Genomic DNA, 18,304 nt, shown 5'->3' with positions numbered 1-18,304 from the left:
CAGCAGTACATCCTCCTCCCCAGCACGAGGAGCGTGCGGTTAGTCACCGCTACTCTTATGCTGGTGATCGCTCGGCCAATTCCAACAGAGATTCGAAGTGATCCAGAGCTGTGAAGTCAGCAGTATCCCGCGCCGCTCCCCTGGTATCGGGATTACGTACCGCAAGCAGATGTTTAATACCGTAGCTGTGTGCTGAGCGCAGTACTGGCAGACTGTCATCAATCAACAGCGTTGAGGCTGGTTCAAACGGTTCCACCGCCTGCAAGGCATCCCAGAAGCTGGTCTCCTCTTTCGGCTTGCCGAAGTCGTGGGTGCAGATAATTTTTTCGAAGTGGCCCGCCAGCTGCGTCTTCTCCATCTTTAACGCCAGGCTCTTCTGATGCGCATTGGTTACCAGCACACGGCGACGTCCTGAGCGTTCAAGCGCCTCGAGAAAATCGACCACGTGGGGATGGATCGCGATCAGATGATCGACCTCCTCTTTGAGCATTGCGATATCGAGTCCCAGCTCCTGACTCCAGTAGTCGACGCAGTACCACTCCATCGTCCCCTCGGCAGCCTGAAAACGTGGATAGAGCAATTCACGCGCCCGCTCGATCTCAAGTTCATTGATCTCGGCATATCGCTGCGGCACATGCTCCTGCCAGAAGTAGTTATCGAAGTGCAGATCGAGCAACGTTCCATCCATGTCGAGAAACAGGGTGTGGATCGCACTCCAGTCGGGTTCGGTCGCATTGGTCATAAGGGGCTCCTTTGCCCTCTATTATCGACCCTCCCACCGACCTGTGCCAGCCTCAGAGCTGATGTACAATGTCGGCTGCCCAGCAACACCCATAACCGAGACGATGCAAAAAAAACCTGAAGTCCTCAGTACCACCATGATCGCATCCACTCGACTCTTCAAAGTCGAGCAGCTCGATCTACGTTTTAGTAATGGCGTCGAGGTGAGTTACGAGCGTCTGATCGGCTCTCCGCACGGTGCGGTACTGATCGTACCGATGCTCGATGCCGACACAGTGCTACTGGTGCGCGAATATGCCGCCGGTGTCGATCGTTACGAACTGACCCTTCCAAAGGGGCGCATCGAGGCAGGCGAACCTCCAGTCGAGGCGGCCAATCGCGAGATTATGGAGGAGATAGGTTACGGCGCAGAACAGCTAACACACGTCACCTCTCTGACCCTCGCACCCGGCTATCTGGGGCACACCACCCATATCGTGCTGGCCGAACGGCTCTATGAGAAACGGATGGAGGGTGACGAACCCGAGGAGCTTGAGGTAGTGCCGTGGAAACTGAGCCAACTCGATCAACTACTGCAACATGAAGAGTGCACCGAGGCGCGCACCATTGCCGCACTGTTTTTGATACGCGAAAGGACCAACAATGTCTGAATCAAACACCCCCTGCCCACTCGATCTCGAGGCACTGATCGGCCCAGTAGCCGAACTATCACGTGAGGCGGGTCGTCTCATTATCGAGATCTACAACACCGAATTTAGTGTTGAACTGAAAGAAGACCAGTCGCCACTGACCCAGGCGGACATGGCAGCACACGGTGCCATCAAGGCAGGGCTCGCAGCACTAACACCCGAGATACCACTACTCTCTGAAGAGGAGGCGAACATCCCCTTCTCCGAACGCAGCCAATGGAGCACCTACTGGCTGGTCGATCCGCTCGACGGCACCCGCGAGTTCATCAAACGTAACGGTGAGTTCACCGTCAATATCGCACTGATCCACAACCACCGCTCAGTACTCGGCTCGATCCACGTACCGGTCAGTGGCGTCGACTACTTCGCCTGGGAGGGTGGCGGTTCATTCAAGCAGATCCCCGGCGGCGAGCCTGAGCAGATCAAGGTCGCATCACACAATGACGGTCCGCTTCGGGTCGCTGGCAGTCGCTCACATCGTGGCGACTCACTCAACGCCTTCCTGGAACGGATCGGTGAATACGAAATCATCGGCATGGGTAGCTCGCTCAAATCGTGCCTGGTGGCAGAGGGTCGTGCTCATCTCTACCCACGCCTCGGCCCCACCTCTGAGTGGGATACAGCTGCCGCACAATGCGTGGTCGAAGAGGCCGGTGGTCAGCTGACCGAAACCGACATGCAGCCGCTGCGTTATAACACCAAGGATTCGCTGCTCAATCCGCACTTCTTTGTATACGGAGAGCAACACGATTGGTCGCAGTACCTCGACAATGCGTAACAGGCTCTAACGGCAATGATCGATCAATTACGACGCCTGCTACAGCGTTCCAGGCGCTGTAGCAGCAAAAGCAGCAGCATCATCGATGGCGTGCAGCTGGCAACCGCCACACTGCTAATCGAGATAGCACGTGCCGATCACACCATCGAAACAGCAGAACGCTCTGCCATTGAACAGCTACTACGCAACCGCTTCTCACTCGATGAGACGGCCCTCAAGCTACTGATGGACGAGGCCGAACGCAGTAGTGAACAGAGCGTCTCGCTCTACCCCTACACCCGCCTGATCAACGACCACTTCAAACTCAGCGAGAAAAGAGAGATCATCGAACTACTCTGGCGCGTCGCCTTCGCCGATGGCCATAAGGATGATCACGAAGAACACCAGATCCGCAAAATCGCCAGCCTCATCTACCTCCCCCACCGCGACTTCATCGCTGCACGCCAACAGGCATCCAGGGCAACTAAACATCAATGACCGCAGGGTAGGTTGAGCGAGCCCTGAGCGAAGCGAGGAAGTACTATTCCGGGGAGTCGCTATTTTTGCGAAAGTTTGTTTTGGGCATCCAAGCCCAAGCAAACAGTCTTCGTCGTTCGCTCTCGCTCTCAACTACGAATAGGCAGACGGCGTCGACTATCGCGGACTAACCGCCTTCGCTTCGCTATCCATGGCGGTCAGCGGGGGTGCAACAAAACACACCAAATGCCGATGTGGCCCGGTTGTGGGTGATATGTTGGGTTTCCTTATCATTCAACCCAACCTACGACTCTTGCGCCACGTGGGCGCATAAACGTGCCCACCCTACATTTTGGAACTTCGCACAGCAGTGCGTGCTTTCAAGCGCCAGGATATTAGTTCGAGGAGAACGCGCGGTAACAGATACAAATCGTAGTGCATTACTCGAAGCACTCTACGAAACGATTCAATGACAGATCTACTGTACCGCTCACGAGATAGGAGTGTCGCGTTAGCACCATGAGTAGTGCAGTCGAGAAGCATCATTATCAATAGTTAATGGGCATCGCAGATGGGCGCTGGAACACAGTGATCAGGCGTAAAGACAACTCGTGAATGGTCGCCACCGCTCCCGCGCCCCCTGTTCTCTTGACTCATTCCAGATGACTTCAGCACGCCGCTCTCGCACATCCGTGTGCTTCGCGGCATAAGGCCATCCATGGCCAAAAAAAACCGGGGCAAACCCCGGTTCTTCTTGATCATTGGCCGGTAAGGGCTTAGACCATCTCTTTCAGCGCCTTCAGCGGCAGTACCTTGACGGTGTTGCGTGCTGGTTTCGCCTTGAACATCATCTCTTCGCCGGTGAAGGGGTTGATGCCCTTGCGAGCCTTGGTAGCAGGCTTCTTCACAACCTTGATCTTCATCAGACCTGGGATATTGAATACGCCCGGTCCACGACGACGTGGGTTGATCTCTTTGTTGATCATTTCTGACATGGCGTCGAATACAGCACCGACATCCTTCTTGGTCAGACCGGTGGCCTCTGAGAGGTTGTTCAGAATCTCGGTCTTGGTTGCTGCTTTCTTAGGTGCAGCAGCGGCAGCTTTCTTTGCAGCGGCCTTCTTTTTTGGTGCAGCTTTTTTCTTTACAGCCATCTAGTTAACTCCTTTTTTGGTGGTTTCCCGCGTGAGGGTGTTGCATAACATAACTGCTTTTAATCCCTATTTCTATAGGTGTTTGGCGATTTTGATCACCCTTTAAGCAATATATATAGGGGTTTGGCAACTTCACCATTTCAGGTTGGCAATCAAACATATAGGGAAGGCGATAAATATGGCTATCTCACTCTGCGATCCTTTCTCAACTTAACCACATAACCCTCTATAAAACCGAAGATTTAGCATCAACATTATTCCGCCACTCGTCATGACAGCCAGTAATTGTTACAGGATCAGCAACGACTTATATAAGAAATACGCTACATATGTAGCACTAAAAGATTGTCATAAATACCACGCTTACTATCACTTTAAACTCATCCAAAGCACCCAACAGCGGTAAAAACAGCGCTAAATTTTAGTGCCATAATGATAGCGAGCAACGCTCACACCAGTACGAAGTGCAAATTATGGAGTAGAAGATGTCCGCTATCCTTGCTGTCGGTATCGCCACCCTCGATATCATCAACACCGTGGATGACTATCCCATCGAGAATAGTGAGCAACGCATCACTGGTCAGCGAATCGTCTGTGGCGGAAATGCCACCAACACCCTCTCGGTGCTGCAACAGTTCGGATTCTCCTGTTCACTTGCGGCAAGCCTTGCCGACGAGCCCGATGGCCGGCGTGTGATCGCCATGCTGGAGGCGCGCAGTATCGACCTTGATCACTGCCTCATCGATAGCACGGGTAAAGTCCCAACCTCCTATATCACTCTCAATCTCCACAACGGCTCACGCACTATCCTCCACCACCGTGATCTTGAAGAGTTTCAGCTGGAGGATTTCAAACGTATCGATCTAAGTCGCTACGACTGGATCCACTTCGAGGGGCGCAACATCAGCCAGACCAAAGCGATGCTCGACCACCTGCGCAGCCACCACCCCGAAGTTAAGTATTCAATCGAGATTGAGAAGCCGCGTGACAACATCGAGCAGCTGTTTGATCACGCCGATCTACTGCTCTTTTCACGCATCTATGCACTCCACAACGGCTTCGACTCACCCGAGCTGTTTCTTAATCAGATTCGTGATCACCACGATGTCGCCGATCTGGTCGTTGCCTGGGGTAAGATGGGTGCAACCGCACTCGATCGCGCGGGTAACTTCTATCAGGCGCCAGCCTATCCCCCTGAGAAAGTTGTCGATACACTCGCTGCGGGTGACACCTTCAACGCCGCCTTTATCGCCTCGCAACTCAAGCAACAGCCATTTGTTATGTCACTACACGAGGCGTGTCGTCTCGCGGGTGCCAAGTGCGGTCAGCTGTGTTTAGACAATCTGGTCGATAGCGAATCATGAAGGTCAAAACAGCGCTTGTAGCCGCTACCGAGATCAAAGATGACAGCGCACGTGGTTTCAGTGTCACGGTTAACGATGATCCACTCGAGCTTTTTGTCGTCAACCGCAGCGGTAACTTCTACGCCTATCTCAATAAGTGCCCCCACGTCGGTGGTGAGCTCAACTGGCGCCCCGATCAGTTTCTCGATGTCGACTGCCAGCACATCGAGTGCGGCATGCACGGTGCGCTGTTTAAAATCGAGGATGGCTACTGTATCTACGGCCCCTGTCTGGGACACTCGCTAACACCGTTAGAGATTGAACTAATCGACGGTATGATCACCCTTTTAAGCGACTCGAAACCCTAACCATGCAACAGCCCGCTATTCAGGTCGAACGGCTCCACAAGCAGTTCGATGAGGTCAACGCCGTCGACGGCATCAGCTTTCAGGTAGACCGGGGGTCAATCTGCGGCCTACTCGGCGGTAACGGTGCCGGTAAAACCACCACCCTCTCTATCCTGCTCGGTCTGCTCACCCCTAGCAGTGGCACTATCACCGTACTGGATGAGGACATGCTCACCCACCGCTACCGAGTGTTGCCACGGATGAACTTCTCATCACCCTATGTCGACCTGCCGATGCGTCTTACCGTGCGAGAGAATCTGACCGTCTACGCACATCTCTACGGTGTGCCACAGGTAAAAAGGCGAATTGCACAGCTCTGTGAACAGCTCGATATCGGTGAGTTTATTGGCCGCCGTTACGGTACTCTCTCTGCCGGACAACGCACCCGAGTTGCACTCGCCAAGGCACTGCTCAACCAACCGGAACTGCTACTACTTGATGAACCAACCGCCTCACTCGATCCCGATAGCGCCGACCGAATTCGCACCATGCTCACTGAATACCAGCAGCAGACAGGCGCCACCCTGCTGCTCGCCTCCCATAACATGCAGGAAGTGGAGCGCATCTGCGATGAGGTGATCATGTTGCGCCGTGGCAAAGTGATCGACCAGGGCACCCCCTCAGAACTGCAGGAACGTTTTGGGCGCGACTCAATGGAACAGGTCTTTCTCGATGTCGCACGCGCAGGGGAGGGCACCGCATGAATAGCCTCTCGCTACATCGCATCGGCGCGATGGTGCTGCGCTACACCTATCTGCTACGCAAGTCGTGGCCACGACTGCTGGAGCTGGTCTACTGGCCGACGGTACAGATGATTCTGTGGGGTTTTATCAGCCAGTTTTTTACCCAGCACAGTAGCTGGGTGGCACAGGCGGCTGGGGTACTGATCGCTGGCGTACTGCTCTGGGATGTTCTGTTCCGTGGTCACCTCGGCGTAACCCTCGCCTTCTTTGAAGAGATGTACTCACGCAATCTCGGTCACCTCTTTGCATCCCCCCTCCGACCCTACGAACTGGTGATCTCGCTCACCACTATCAGTCTGATTCGTACCCTGATAGGTATCAGCGGGGCCGCAGCACTGGCGATACCGCTCTATCACTTCTCGATCTTCGACATCGGCCTGCCACTACTCGGTTTCTTCGCCGGGCTGTTGATGATGGGCTGGTCGATCGGCATCCTGCTCTCATCACTGGTGATGCGTTACGGACTCGGTGCTGAGAACCTCGCCTGGGTTGCGATCTTCGCCATCGCTCCGATCTGCGGCATCTACTACCCAATATCAACCCTGCCGGAGTGGCTGCAGAGCGTGGCCTGGTGGCTACCAGCAAGCCATGTCTTTGAGGGGATGCGTGCGGTAATGTTCGACGGCACTTTCCGCGCCGATCTGATGATTAAGGCACTCACTCTCGATCTACTCTATCTGGCCGTCGCCATTACTATCTTTCTACGCACCTTCCGCGTGGCACGCGAAAAAGGGTTACTACTTCATGTTGGTGAGTAAAACTGTGACGACTACCCAACTTAGGCCATTGGCATCCTGGCAGAGCGAGATAGAATAGAAATATCCCTGTAGCCACAATAACAACAAAACCTATGAGTGAAAGTAGCATTGAGGTCGATGAAGAGACGATCAAGGATTTCCTTGGCGAGCTGACCGACGCCTACGACAATATGTCTGACGCGCTGGTACGCATCGACGATGCACCCGATGACCGCAGCGCCATCGATGAACTGTTCCGCGTAGTCCACTCGATCAAGAGCAATCTGCGCATGGTGGGGCTCGAGCAGCTCTCCGAGATCATCCACATGCTAGAGGATATTCTCGATGCCATTCGCCACGGCCACCTCCACCACGTCGCAGGTTTTAACGATCTACTACTACTGGTTGTCGCACAGATTCGTGAACTCTCTGCACAGCAGCTTAGCTCGCCTGGGGAGAGCGCCGAAAGTGGACAACTACACACTCTCATCCACACGCTCACCGACACCGACCCGGCACATCTTCAGCAGCGTGTCATAGAGACACTGCAGCAGATTGACCCCAATGGAGATTACGAGGTTGCTGAATCTCCCCAGCCAACCCGTAGCGACTCAACCGCACAAAGCGCCGACATCGCCTTCTTCTTTGAATTGAGCCAGCAGATCGAGAGCGTGACCCCATTCTGGCCGGGCCGCAGCACCCGTCTACTCGATCTCTGCCTGAGCATGAATGAGGCGGCGGATAATCCGGTCGACGAGGTACAGCTCACCGCAGCAGTCTACCTCTACGATATTGGCATGTCGTTCCTACCAATCGAGATCGCCACTAAGGGCGAACCGCTCAGCGATGAGGAGAGCGCACAGCTCAAAGGTCACAGCCGCATAGGTTATAGGTTCGTCGTTCGCTCTCGCTCTCAACTACGAATAGGCAGACGGCGTCGACTATCGCGGACTAACCGCCTTCGCTTCGCTATCCATGGCGGTCAGCGCGAGTGGATGCGTCGTATGAGTGGCTGGGAGTCTGCAGCCGAGATGATCCACCACCACCATGAACGGCTCGATGGAAGCGGTTACCCGCAACAGCTAAACGGGGAACAGATTTGCGAGGGGGCGAAAATCATCGCCATCGCCGACACCTTTGTTGCCATGATCAGCAACCGCTGCTACCGCGAACATAAACGTCCAATCATGCGTGCCGTGCTGGAGATCAACAGCCACATCGGCAGTCAATTCGACAAACAGTGGGTGGCGCACTTCAACCAGGTGGTAAAGGCGAAAATCACCTGAGACGTTAATAACTAATTTTCAATATCCTGGTCACGTCTCTTCTGGATCCTGACGATGACCTCATACTCATCGTACGCCTCTTCATCGTGGTGAAACTCATCCACCTCGGCCTCTGTCAAACTCGCAACACCCCACAAGATCAAAATAATACCGACCAGAAGGTATGCCGCTATCGTCCCCCAGTCGTGTGCCGACCAGTCGTTACAGACGCTGTAGAGCATTGCCGCACCGAATAATATCCGTATCAAACTGCCTCCCAGTTTCGTCCCTTAGATCTTCAACCGCTCCACTACCTTACCCTTGAGCAGATGCTGCTCAATGATCTCGTCGATATCCTCTTTATCGATGAAGGTGTACCAGGTTTCCCCCGGGTAGATCACCATCACCGGTCCCTTGTCGCAGCGATCCATGCAACCCGCCGAATTGACTCTCACCTGCCCCGCACCGTGAATACCAAGCTCCTTACAGCGCTTCTTGGCGTAATCACGCAGGGCCTGCGCACCGTGATTACCGCAGCAGGCACAGCCATCGTCACGTTGGTTGGTACAGACAAAGAGGTGGTACTGGTAGTGGGACATCGACTTAATCCGAATTGAACAATTGATAAGGGGATTATATCGGGAACTGCTAGAATAATGACCTTTGAGGCGCGCAACCTACGGCGTCGAGCAAACCGGCAACACAGAGCGACCCTTTGGACCAACCCGTTACACCGCCCGATCAGCAGATACTCAAAGAGACCGACCAGTGCGTGCTCTGCGGTCTCTGCCTGCCCCACTGCCCGACCTACCACCTCACCCGCAACGAGGCGGAGTCCCCGCGTGGACGCATTTCGCTGATGCAGGCGCTGGCGCGTGGCCAGCTGCAGGCAGATGCAGAGCTCAAGGGGCACCTCGACCGCTGTCTGGTCTGCCGCAGCTGTGAGCGAGTCTGCCCGTCACAGGTCCCCTACGGCAAGCTGATCGATGAGGCGCGTGCGCTGTTTGCCCCCGGCGCCGCTCAGTCCTCATCACGCAGTGTGCCACTGCAACAGCTGCTCGACAGCGTCGCCGATAAACAGGGGCGTCTACGACAGGTCGCTAAAGGCCTGCGTCTCTATCAGCGCTCCGGTGCTCAGTGGCTGGCGCGCCAGAGTGGTCTGTTGCGAGGCCTCAAACTCGACGGACTGGAGCAGGCACTGCCCAACGTGCCCGAACCGCTCAACCTGAAAAGCTACTACCCTCCTCAGGGTGAGAAGCGAGCCGATGTCGCCCTCTTTACCGGCTGTATCGGCGAAATGATGGACGACGGCACCCTGCCGAGTGCGATCAAACTGCTCAACATCCTCGGTTATGGCGTGCAGATTCCCGTCAGCCAGGGGTGTTGCGGTTCGCTCCATCAACACAACGGCGAACCTGAGCAGGCAAAGTCACTCGCTCACATCAATGTCACCGCTTTTAACGGGCTAGAGGTAGAGGCGGTTATCGGTACGGGTAGCGGTTGTACCGCGCAGTTGCGGGAGTATGCGGCTCGTTATGGAGAAGAGAACGGCTTCAAGGTAGCGGTCTATGACATCTGCGACTTCCTCGCTACGATCGAGTGGCCGGAGCAGATCTGCTTTCGCCCCCTCAAACAGCGCATCGCCATTCACGAACCCTGTGCCAGCCGCAATCTGCTCAATGGCATGGCGAGCGTACAGAAGCTACTGGCGATGATCCCGGAACTAGTGGCACGGCCGCTGGCAAACAATAATCGCTGTTGTGGTGCTGCGGGTAGTTACATGGTAACCCAACCAGCACTAGCCGATGCCTTACGACGTGAGAAACTCTCTGCCATTACCGCCGCGTCGGCCGATGCAGTTGTCAGCACCAACATCGGCTGCGCACTCCATATTCAGGCGGGCAGGCCGGGGCTTGAACTACACCACCCGATCGCGCTGCTGTTACAGCAGATCACCAGCGTCTAGCGGCCTCATCAATCACTCGGCACAGTTCGTTCCAGCGCCCATTCGCGCAGCGCATCGATACGCTCCTGCATCACCAGTGAAAGTGGCCGGGTCTGAATCAGCTCTTCAAGAATATCGCCGGTCCCCAGCTCACTCTGATTGGCGTGGGTGGCGTAGAGCGCGGAGACGATCGCCTGTTCGATCTCGGCACCAGAGAATCCCTCCGACTGCGCCGCCAACATGCCGGTATCGAAACGCTCCGCCTCGATCTCACGTTTTTTCAGATGGATCTCAAAGATATCGCGCCGTACCTCGGCGCTGGGCAGATCGACAAAGAAGATCTCGTCAAATCGCCCCTTGCGCACCAGCTCCGGTGGTAGCTGATCGATCTCGTTTGCGGTAGCGACGATAAAGACACTGCTCTGCTTCTCCGCCATCCAGGTCAGCAGCGAGCCCAACACCCGCTTTGAGGTACCGCCGTCATGATCCTGAGTCGAGATCCCCTTCTCGATCTCATCGATCCACAACACGCAGGGGGCCATCGCCTCGGCCATTTTCAGTGATTCGCGCATCTTGCGCTCGGTCTCGCCGTGAAATGTGTCGTGAATCGCCGCAAAATCGAGCCTCAACAGCGGTACATTCCAACTCCCCGCCACCGCCTTGGCGGCAAGGCTCTTTCCACCACCCTGCACACCGAGTAGCAGCACCCCCTTGGGCGGATCGAGGCGTTTGTCATCAACCTCACTGTGGAAGATGGCACGACGTGGCTCCAACCAGCTTTTGAGCTTGCGCAGTCCACCCACCTCACCGAAGCGAGCGGTATCGAATTCATAACTGAGCACACCCTCTCCGCTGAGCAGTGCATGTTTCGCCTTCATCACCGTCGGCAGATCGGACTCGGTGATCGCCCCGTCATCGAAGATCGCATTACGAGCCAATCGAGTCGCATCATCACGGGTCAGACCGCTGAGATTACTGACCAGCAGTTTGAAGGTCGCTTCATCACTACGCACCGACTGGCGACTCCGCTGCTGATACTGCTGGGTCGTCTCTAGCACGATCTTCTCCAGCGCCACCTGGTCGGGTAGTGAGATCTCGGCGCTGGCAGTAAAGGGCCTCAGCTCTGGTGGGATCGTAATCTTATGGCTCAGCAGTACCAGCGAGATACCGCTCTGCTGATGGCTCAGCGCGATATCCTTGAGCAGACGGATGTGTAGCGGCTCGTCGAGATAGGGATGAAAATCACACAGCACATAGATACCGGCATGGCGGTCGCGACGTAGCTGCCAGAGCATCTCCTCCGGCTTCGCTCCCTCTTCGCTGGAGGGGATATCGATATCGATGCGCCGCATGCCATCGGTCACGCTCCAGCTATTCACCGACTTGAAGCGCCGCTGGCCGATACCACTCAGCAGCTGCAGCACCCGCGTCTCCTCCTGCGATTCGATCACTACAATTGGAAAGTGGGAGCTGAGCAGCAGCTCAAGATCGTGACTCTCATTCATGCAAACAGTCCCTTTTATGTCGTCTCTATCTTTGCCGTTATCACTACAGATCACCGGGTTATTTCGGCACAACGGTAGATCTTGCCTCACACCCAAGCCGCAGTTAATGTAACGCGTATGAATAGACGCGACTACCCCCCCCTCGACCAGCTGGTGATGAATCTCGACATGGCGCTTCAGACCGTCTTCGGTCAGCCGAAAATCACCGAACGTCCCAACCCGGCCGACGATCTTGATGATACCGAGCTGAGCGAGGCGGAACAGCGCCATGTAGCGGGGCTGATGCGTATCAATCACGCCGGTGAGGTCTGCGCCCAGGCGCTCTATCAGGGCCAAGCACTGACCGCCAAGCTACCCGAGGTGCGCGACAGCATGGCGCGCGCCGCGCAGGAGGAGAACGACCACCTCGACTGGTGCGAGGGACGGGTTAAGGATATGGGTAGCCGCAAGAGCCTGCTCAATCCCCTCTGGTATGCCGGCTCATTCGCCATCGGTGCCACGGCGGGTCTTGCCGGTGACAAGTGGAGCCTTGGTTTTGTTGCCGAGACCGAGAAGCAGGTGGTGAAGCACCTCGATGAACACCTCGAGTCAATTCCCGAGCACGACGAGAAGAGTCGCGCAATTCTTGAGCAGATGAAGGTCGATGAGCAGCACCACGCTACGCTCGCACTGCAGGCCGGAGGGGCAGATCTACCCTGGCCGATCAAAAAATTGATGGGACTCACCTCCAAGCTGATGACCAAGAGCGTCTACCACATCTAACCTACCCTCGGGCCAGACGGAACAATCCAGCATGGAACTCAGCTTCAATGACTACACCATTTCCACCGTCTACGGCAGCGTAGATAACACCCTGCGCGGTGAGATTATCGACTTCTGGAGCCGCAACAATGCCATCGGTAATCCCCTGGAAACGGAACGGAGGGTACAGGAGGTAGTCTGCATCGCCCGCAATCCACAGGGCGAGCTGGCCGGACTCTCAACCGTCTATCCCGGCAAGCTCAACGGTGACAACAACTACTTCTTCTACCGGATGTTCATCCAACCTACCGATCGCATTCCCAACATGATGCGCATCATCACCCGCACCACTCGTGACTACCTCAACAGCGCAGAGATACAGAACAAACCCCAGGGAATCGCTATCGTCACCGAGAATCCGAAGCTGATGCGCAAGGGAATGAAGAAAATGTTTACCGAGATCGGCTACCACTACCTCGGTAAGGGGCCGAAGGGCAACGACATCTGGACCTTCGACTTCAGCTAACGGTTCAGCGCGGTATCTTGCTCGTATTTAGACAGCAGAAGATCTCCAGCATCACCCACTCAAGCGATTTGACAACCTGCTTCACTTAACGCTTTGACAGCCCTCTCACCCACACCAATGATCAGGCACTTCAGCCGGTTTTCTCAACATGACACAGCCCCATATGATCAGCGAGGCAAACCTGATTCTTCTAACATTCGCCTCAGAATGCATGGTTCATAGCCATGACTGATGCCCTGCGTATCTCGTCAGTACACCAGACCTCGGGTAGCGAGTGGAATGCCTGCATGACGATCTATCGCGCGACCTTCCCTGCGTGGGAACGAGAGCCGGAGGCAGTGATCGCCGATCGACTCAACGAGGGCAGCTATCAGTTGATGGCCGGCCTGTTGAGTGGACGTGTCGTCGGTTTTTACATTCAGGAACTCAACCCATTAAACGCCTATGTCATGTTTAATTATCTAGCAGTGGATGAGAGCCAGCGGAACGGGGGGATTGGGACACTGTTATGTCGAGATGCCATGGCACGCTTTAAGCGACTCTCCGGTTTCTCCTGGCTACTGGTCGAGGCCGAGGAGAGACAGGCGATCTTCTACGGTCGGCTTGGGTTTCATAAATTGGCTTTTGACTACTTCGCCCCACGTTATGACGATAGCGAGAGCGTGCCTATGCACTTGATGGTGCTGCCACAGGAGAAGAGGCCGAAGAGCATTCCGGCCAAGGAGCTGGCTGATATAATCCGACACCTTTTTCATAACGGTTACCTGCTGGACCATGACGATCCTCGAGTAGAACGTCAGCTCTCCCGACTAGCCGATGATGTATCACTGGTCACCTGGCCACACAACAAACAATAGTCTGATGAGAAACACATGCCACAGGAAAATAGTCCACACCAGCGCCTTTTAAGGTTCTTCGAGCTACTTGGTGATGAAGCCTTTGATGAGGGCAGGCGCGAGGCGCGTGCTGAGGCGCGTGCGCAGCACCCGCAGCTCTATCCGCTGCTGGAGCAGTTGGAGGATGACCCGATGGCCACATCTCTTCCCGATGGGCTGAGTGTGGATGAGTGCCTGATCTGTTTCTCCGGTTGCTACTTCAGTGCACGCAGCATTATCGAGTCCAGCTATCGCTACCGGCATGCAGAGCAGCTAATAGAGCGTGCCGTTGAGGCGCTGGATGGCGTGACAGGTGCCATTAATACCGACTTTATCGAGGTTCTACGTGAATTCGCTCGCCTACAGGGGGCTATCTGCAATATCGACCGAGGCATCTATCAGAGTCTCGCCTCAACCATGGGTATGGCCTCTACCGAGCTGGGCGAAGGCGTAGAGCGGTTACTGCAGTTACGCACGGGGCTTAATGGCCTGGAGGCTGAACTATATGACGAACACCTCGCCTCGCAACTGGCTGCCTACCACTGTTATGCCGATGCGATAAAAAGCGTTGCTGAACTTTATGGTTTACGTTGGGGTGACGGAGCAGTACTGCAACAGGCCGTCGATATTAAGCTCCCTTCTATTGAGCGGGCGCTGCGCGAGCTTGAATCGATGGGGGCTCGGATTATGGCCACCGATCTCGCACCACACGTACCGGTATTGCATCGGTTTGCCGAACGGCAACAGGCCGATAGCAGTGGCAAGCTCTGCATTGAGCACGGGCGTATGCGCATCGCCTATTTTGCCTCGTTACACCACAACATGATGAAACCTTTCGCTGCTCTGATGGCAGAGACCCTTGCTGCCGGGGGTACGGAAGGAATGTCGTTAAAAGGATTGGGGGCCTCGTCACTGGAATCGGACTCAATGTCGGACATCTGGTCGGGGCTGGCCTCGCGCGACTTTATCGACACCTACAGCTGGCAGTTTCCACCGCTGACACTTCCGTTTCGTGGTAGTGAGCTCAACTTTACCGTGGAACTGACCTATTTCAGTATGGGAATCTTCGTCCTCAACCTATCATCCGATCTGTCGCAACTCAGCGTCTCGGGATTACGCCACGCCATGAGCCTGGGAACCCCCTATGCGGTGGACGAGCAGATTCGTTGTGAGCAATCGGGCGAACAGTTCGCCTTTTTTGAAGAGTTTTCTGATCACGCACTTTCTCTCCTCAGTAGCGAGTTGAAACTGCAACTCGGCGAGCACCTTCCAGAGGAAGCTCGGGCACTGAACTGGAACAGTAGTGACAATCGTTTTGTTTCAGTGCGCCTGGAACGAGTAGTTAGCGATACGGGTGAACAGCGACATGAGCTGGACATTGAGGCGTTACAGAATCATATCGGCTACCCGGCCATTGCCCTGCCGCTACGCGAGGTACGAAGCGCGGTGGATGACTGGATCCTGCGCCCTGCCCCCGATGCCTCAGAAAACCTGGCCCCCCTGCGTTATAACGAAAATGAACTGATGATGGTGCAACGCCACGGTACTGTGATGGCACTGCTACAGCAGCCCGACTGGGTGCGTGAACAGGCGGCTGAGTCGGTAGAGGTGGCGGCAGCCATCACCAATCTTTTCCAACTCACCAACACTGTGTTGGGGAAACATATACGACAGTTAGCGGTAGAGGGGCCACAGGAGAAGGGCGAAGATGGTCGAAAATCACTCAAACGTCTACAGCGCCACCGCAAAGAGATGGAGGCAGAGCTAGACAACCTGAACCGATTCGAACGCGACATCCATTGGTTACTCGACATCATTCAGGCGGGTTCAATGATGACCTTCCCCGACCATACCCGCTTAATGCGTGCGGTGTTTACCGAGATGGAGTTTGAATCCCTGCGTCAGCGCACCAATGAGATTATGGCCGAGGTAAAACAGGTGCATGAGCAGACCATGGAGGGGGTGACGCGCATCTACGATCAGGTTAAAAACCATCTGGCACGACGTATGAACCGTATTCTTTCCGCCGCGATGTTTCTTATCTCAATCGCGGCATTCAAAGATATGTTTGATCTGTTCAACGAAGCCGAACTAGGCCTCTCCATCTCCGGTTTTACCCAGTTTGTCTCGATAATGGCGTTGATCGTGATGGCCATTGTTTTGATGTTTAGAGGGATCAATCCTGAGGAGTAGCGACGTAAACTCTAGAATAACATTCCTGTGCAATGTGGATGGAGCAGGTAATTAATCGCCTTAGGAGTAATTAAAGTATTCATCCACTATTGGTGCAACCGAGGCCATGGTCGTCTCCAGATTCAAGAGCACCTCCAACTCGTTTAGAAATATTTCAACTATCGGAGCCAGCACTGACTCCGATAGCTCATTTATCCCTGGCCGACCAGCGGCGGATGGAAGATCATCTGCGACCTATGGCAAACAGGAAACCCATCAAACACCTCTCCGATTCACCACAACTTTGAAGTCATGCATTAAACAGAAGACAAACCCAATAAAAAAGCCGAGCTTCTGAGCTACAGAAACCCGGCTTCAGCCAGCAACATCTCATCACTTCTACAATGTGCAACCATGGCCGCGAATGGTACCAACAACCCCTTCATCTGCCCAAGTACCATCGGCATCACCCGTGTCAGGATCAAAAGTGACCGAACCTGAAAAACCACCGATATACTCGAATGAGAGCACATCCGTTCCCGGGTTATACGTTCCGGTCACATTCCATAACTCCCCATCCCAGGGATTGTACAAAGTACCTTCAACGTTATTACTTGAGTCAATTTCAACACTATAGATGCCAACCTCAAAATCACCCCAGCACTGTCCAACAACACGGTAAACCGGGGTTTCAATCGAAGAGACATCAACTCGTGAACCACTGAAATCACCTGCATCAGCATCACCTGCCCATGAACCACTGGCGCTGTTAAAATCTGTAAGCGAACCAGTAAACACCTCTCCATCGATTCCCTCAGAGACAAAACTATTACTTCCACCGAGAACCAATAAATTATCTGGACTACCGAAGCCATCCATTAGAAAACTACTTGTGTGCGTACTGTAAGCGCCGTAGACCTCCAGTGACTCGGGATCAATCACCACACCCCAGTTGCCTGCAATGTCGCCTGAAAATGTCCCGGTGAAAGCACCGCTTAGCGCACAAGATAGTGACGAAGTCAGATGATCTTCTGCGTCAGAATCAGAGGGCAGCGTTCTCCCCAACGAAGATTCAACATCATCCATATCAACATCAAAGGTAGCGCTAGAGAAATCAACCGTACCGCCCCCAACCGCCGCAGAAAAATCGGCTCCCGTACTTGATGAGCCATCAAGCTCGATACCGTTTGAAGGATCACCATCATCATCTAGCATCATCAACAGCTGAACGATATTCACAACTGTTGGATCAGTTGGTGAACTATCAGAAACCAGATCTATGGGCGAAACAACTCCATCCGCAACGGCACTACCGATCTCAACGTCGCCGATTGAAAACGTGCAGCTATCACCATCCTCATACTCGTAGATACCGCCTGCCGTTGTCACACCCGAGAGTCCACTCGGTGCACAGCTATAGTTAAGCCCTTTTACAGGAGAGTCCGTGAAAACACCTGAGAGCGTTGTTGCCCCAGCCCCGGAATCACTATCTGAACTGCCACCACCACAGCCCGACAAGGTCAGCACAACACCTGCCGCAATTATCGTTTTCGAATAAAGCCCTTTCATATTTACATCCCCGTTTAAAAACACTCTGAGTCCATGGAGTTAAGCCTTCTTTTGACACCCTTCCTGAGGTTTGAGAAAACTTTACCCAACCACGACAACCCATCGCATCATCCAAACGGATGAAAATTGACCCTATAAATAAAAATGGGGGCTATCCTTATCCCCCTCTTCCCCCAGATCCATCTGGTGAGAAAAACCATTAGCGACCTATAAACAACCAGAAGGGGTGAACCGCACCACCGCCACCGGAACTGACCGAGCGTGTTACTGCCGCCACACCACACGCGGTTATCAGCCAAGCCACCATCAGGCGCAGCGCATAGAGCCCCGCCATCAGGTCTAAAGGTTCAACAGTGTATCCGCAGGGCAACTCCGACACCCAGCAGTACTGGGACATATCATCCAATAGGTATGCACTGGAAAACGCACTCTAATTGGACTTTTTCAAACCAGTAAAAACGCCTTTTAACTTTATCGGCTGGTTACGCGTAACTCCCTCGTAACCTTGTAGTTACCAGAAACGCTCCCAGAATCATCCTCAGTAATTTCTACGTATGAGCTGAGGCTCCCCCGGTTTAACGGATGAATTAATTAAGAGGCACACTTTGCCTCGTATTCTGCAGGACTTACATACCCCAAGTACGAGTGACGCCTGCGT

The 18,304-nt window shown here is 54.3% G+C and carries 20 protein-coding genes; 13 read left to right on the top strand and 7 right to left on the bottom strand.

What is annotated here, in order from left to right; genetic code table 11:
* Window positions 1–55: 55 nt before the first annotated feature.
* Window positions 56–742 carry a GMP/IMP nucleotidase gene (gene yrfG / locus BOW52_RS12760; protein WP_078484467.1) on the bottom strand — a complete coding sequence of 229 codons (687 nt, stop codon included), beginning with the start codon at window positions 740–742 and terminating at the stop codon, window positions 56–58.
* 103 nt (window positions 743–845) lie between these two features.
* Between yrfG and nudE the strand changes: the two genes are divergently transcribed.
* Genes nudE through BOW52_RS12745 form a run of 3 tightly spaced genes read left to right on the top strand, consistent with a single transcriptional unit; the run spans window position 846 to window position 2,685 of the window.
* Window positions 846–1,391, top strand: coding sequence for an ADP compounds hydrolase NudE (gene nudE / locus BOW52_RS12755; RefSeq protein WP_078484466.1), 546 nt, complete (start codon window positions 846–848; stop codon window positions 1,389–1,391).
* Window positions 1,384–2,208, top strand: coding sequence for a 3'(2'),5'-bisphosphate nucleotidase CysQ (gene cysQ / locus BOW52_RS12750; RefSeq protein ID WP_078484465.1), 825 nt, complete (start codon window positions 1,384–1,386; stop codon window positions 2,206–2,208). Before nudE ends, cysQ begins: the two co-directional genes overlap by 8 nt.
* A 15-nt stretch (window positions 2,209–2,223) precedes the next feature.
* Window positions 2,224–2,685 (top strand): tellurite resistance TerB family protein, encoded by a 462-nt coding sequence (locus BOW52_RS12745; RefSeq protein WP_078484464.1) that lies wholly within the window; start codon window positions 2,224–2,226, stop codon window positions 2,683–2,685.
* A 755-nt stretch (window positions 2,686–3,440) separates the two neighbouring features.
* Here BOW52_RS12745 and BOW52_RS12740 read toward each other — a convergent pair.
* Window positions 3,441–3,818 (bottom strand): HU family DNA-binding protein, encoded by a 378-nt coding sequence (locus BOW52_RS12740; RefSeq protein ID WP_078484463.1) that lies wholly within the window; start codon window positions 3,816–3,818, stop codon window positions 3,441–3,443.
* 485 nt (window positions 3,819–4,303) lie between these two features.
* On the opposite strand from BOW52_RS12740, the gene BOW52_RS12735 reads away from it, so the two are divergent.
* The 5 genes from BOW52_RS12735 (at window position 4,304) to BOW52_RS12715 (ending at window position 8,334) form a co-directional block, all read left to right on the top strand.
* The gene (locus tag BOW52_RS12735; protein WP_078484462.1) at window positions 4,304–5,182 is read left to right on the top strand and encodes a PfkB family carbohydrate kinase; all 879 of its coding nucleotides are present in this window, start codon (window positions 4,304–4,306) and stop codon (window positions 5,180–5,182) included.
* Window positions 5,179–5,529 (top strand): Rieske (2Fe-2S) protein, encoded by a 351-nt coding sequence (locus tag BOW52_RS12730; RefSeq protein WP_078484461.1) that lies wholly within the window; start codon window positions 5,179–5,181, stop codon window positions 5,527–5,529. Before BOW52_RS12735 ends, BOW52_RS12730 begins: the two co-directional genes overlap by 4 nt.
* Window positions 5,530–5,531: 2 nt before the next feature.
* On the top strand, window positions 5,532–6,272 hold the full coding sequence (locus tag BOW52_RS12725; RefSeq protein WP_078484460.1) for an ABC transporter ATP-binding protein: 741 nt from the start codon (window positions 5,532–5,534) through the stop codon (window positions 6,270–6,272).
* Window positions 6,269–7,069, top strand: a complete 801-nt coding sequence (locus BOW52_RS12720) for an ABC transporter permease (protein WP_078484459.1) — start codon at window positions 6,269–6,271, stop codon at window positions 7,067–7,069. Before BOW52_RS12725 ends, BOW52_RS12720 begins: the two co-directional genes overlap by 4 nt.
* Window positions 7,070–7,161: 92 nt before the next feature.
* Window positions 7,162–8,334, top strand: a complete 1,173-nt coding sequence (locus BOW52_RS12715) for an HD-GYP domain-containing protein (RefSeq protein ID WP_078484458.1) — start codon at window positions 7,162–7,164, stop codon at window positions 8,332–8,334.
* Window positions 8,335–8,345: 11 nt separating this feature from the next.
* Here BOW52_RS12715 and BOW52_RS12710 read toward each other — a convergent pair whose 3' ends face one another.
* Window positions 8,346–8,582, bottom strand: a complete 237-nt coding sequence (locus BOW52_RS12710) for a hypothetical protein (RefSeq protein ID WP_135622366.1) — start codon at window positions 8,580–8,582, stop codon at window positions 8,346–8,348.
* A gap of 21 nt (window positions 8,583–8,603) precedes the next feature.
* Window positions 8,604–8,912, bottom strand: coding sequence for a (2Fe-2S) ferredoxin domain-containing protein (locus BOW52_RS12705; protein WP_078484456.1), 309 nt, complete (start codon window positions 8,910–8,912; stop codon window positions 8,604–8,606).
* A gap of 116 nt (window positions 8,913–9,028) precedes the next feature.
* Between BOW52_RS12705 and BOW52_RS12700 the strand changes: the two genes are divergently transcribed.
* A complete protein-coding gene (locus tag BOW52_RS12700; RefSeq protein WP_078484455.1) occupies window positions 9,029–10,279 on the top strand; it encodes a (Fe-S)-binding protein in 1,251 nt (416 codons plus the stop codon).
* A gap of 8 nt (window positions 10,280–10,287) precedes the next feature.
* On the opposite strand, the gene BOW52_RS12695 is transcribed toward BOW52_RS12700, so the two are convergent.
* A complete protein-coding gene (locus tag BOW52_RS12695; protein ID WP_078484454.1) occupies window positions 10,288–11,763 on the bottom strand; it encodes an AAA family ATPase in 1,476 nt (491 codons plus the stop codon).
* Between the two features lie 117 nt (window positions 11,764–11,880).
* Between BOW52_RS12695 and coq7 the strand changes: the two genes are divergently transcribed.
* The 4 genes from coq7 (at window position 11,881) to BOW52_RS12675 (ending at window position 16,098) form a co-directional block, all read left to right on the top strand.
* Complete coding sequence (coq7, locus tag BOW52_RS12690; protein ID WP_078484453.1) at window positions 11,881–12,525, top strand: 2-polyprenyl-3-methyl-6-methoxy-1,4-benzoquinone monooxygenase; 645 nt, start codon at window positions 11,881–11,883, stop codon at window positions 12,523–12,525.
* A 31-nt stretch (window positions 12,526–12,556) separates the two neighbouring features.
* On the top strand, window positions 12,557–13,030 hold the full coding sequence (locus BOW52_RS12685; RefSeq protein ID WP_078484452.1) for a hypothetical protein: 474 nt from the start codon (window positions 12,557–12,559) through the stop codon (window positions 13,028–13,030).
* Between the two features lie 224 nt (window positions 13,031–13,254).
* On the top strand, window positions 13,255–13,887 hold the full coding sequence (locus tag BOW52_RS12680) for a GNAT family N-acetyltransferase (protein ID WP_078484451.1): 633 nt from the start codon (window positions 13,255–13,257) through the stop codon (window positions 13,885–13,887).
* 15 nt (window positions 13,888–13,902) lie between these two features.
* Entirely contained in the window at window positions 13,903–16,098 is a 2,196-nt protein-coding gene (locus BOW52_RS12675; protein WP_078484450.1) for a hypothetical protein, read from the top strand.
* Between the two features lie 378 nt (window positions 16,099–16,476).
* Here BOW52_RS12675 and BOW52_RS12670 read toward each other — a convergent pair whose 3' ends face one another.
* The gene (locus tag BOW52_RS12670) at window positions 16,477–17,646 is read right to left on the bottom strand and encodes a hypothetical protein (protein WP_135622363.1); all 1,170 of its coding nucleotides are present in this window, start codon (window positions 17,644–17,646) and stop codon (window positions 16,477–16,479) included.
* Window positions 17,647–17,845: 199 nt separating this feature from the next.
* A complete protein-coding gene (locus BOW52_RS12665) occupies window positions 17,846–18,025 on the bottom strand; it encodes a hypothetical protein (protein ID WP_153043213.1) in 180 nt (59 codons plus the stop codon).
* Between the last annotated feature and the right edge of the window lie 279 nt (window positions 18,026–18,304).

It is taken from the genome of Solemya pervernicosa gill symbiont, assembly GCF_002020875.1.
GTDB lineage: Bacteria > Pseudomonadota > Gammaproteobacteria.
Note: the sequence above shows the minus strand (reverse complement) of the source record. Positions and strands in the feature narration are given on the sequence as shown.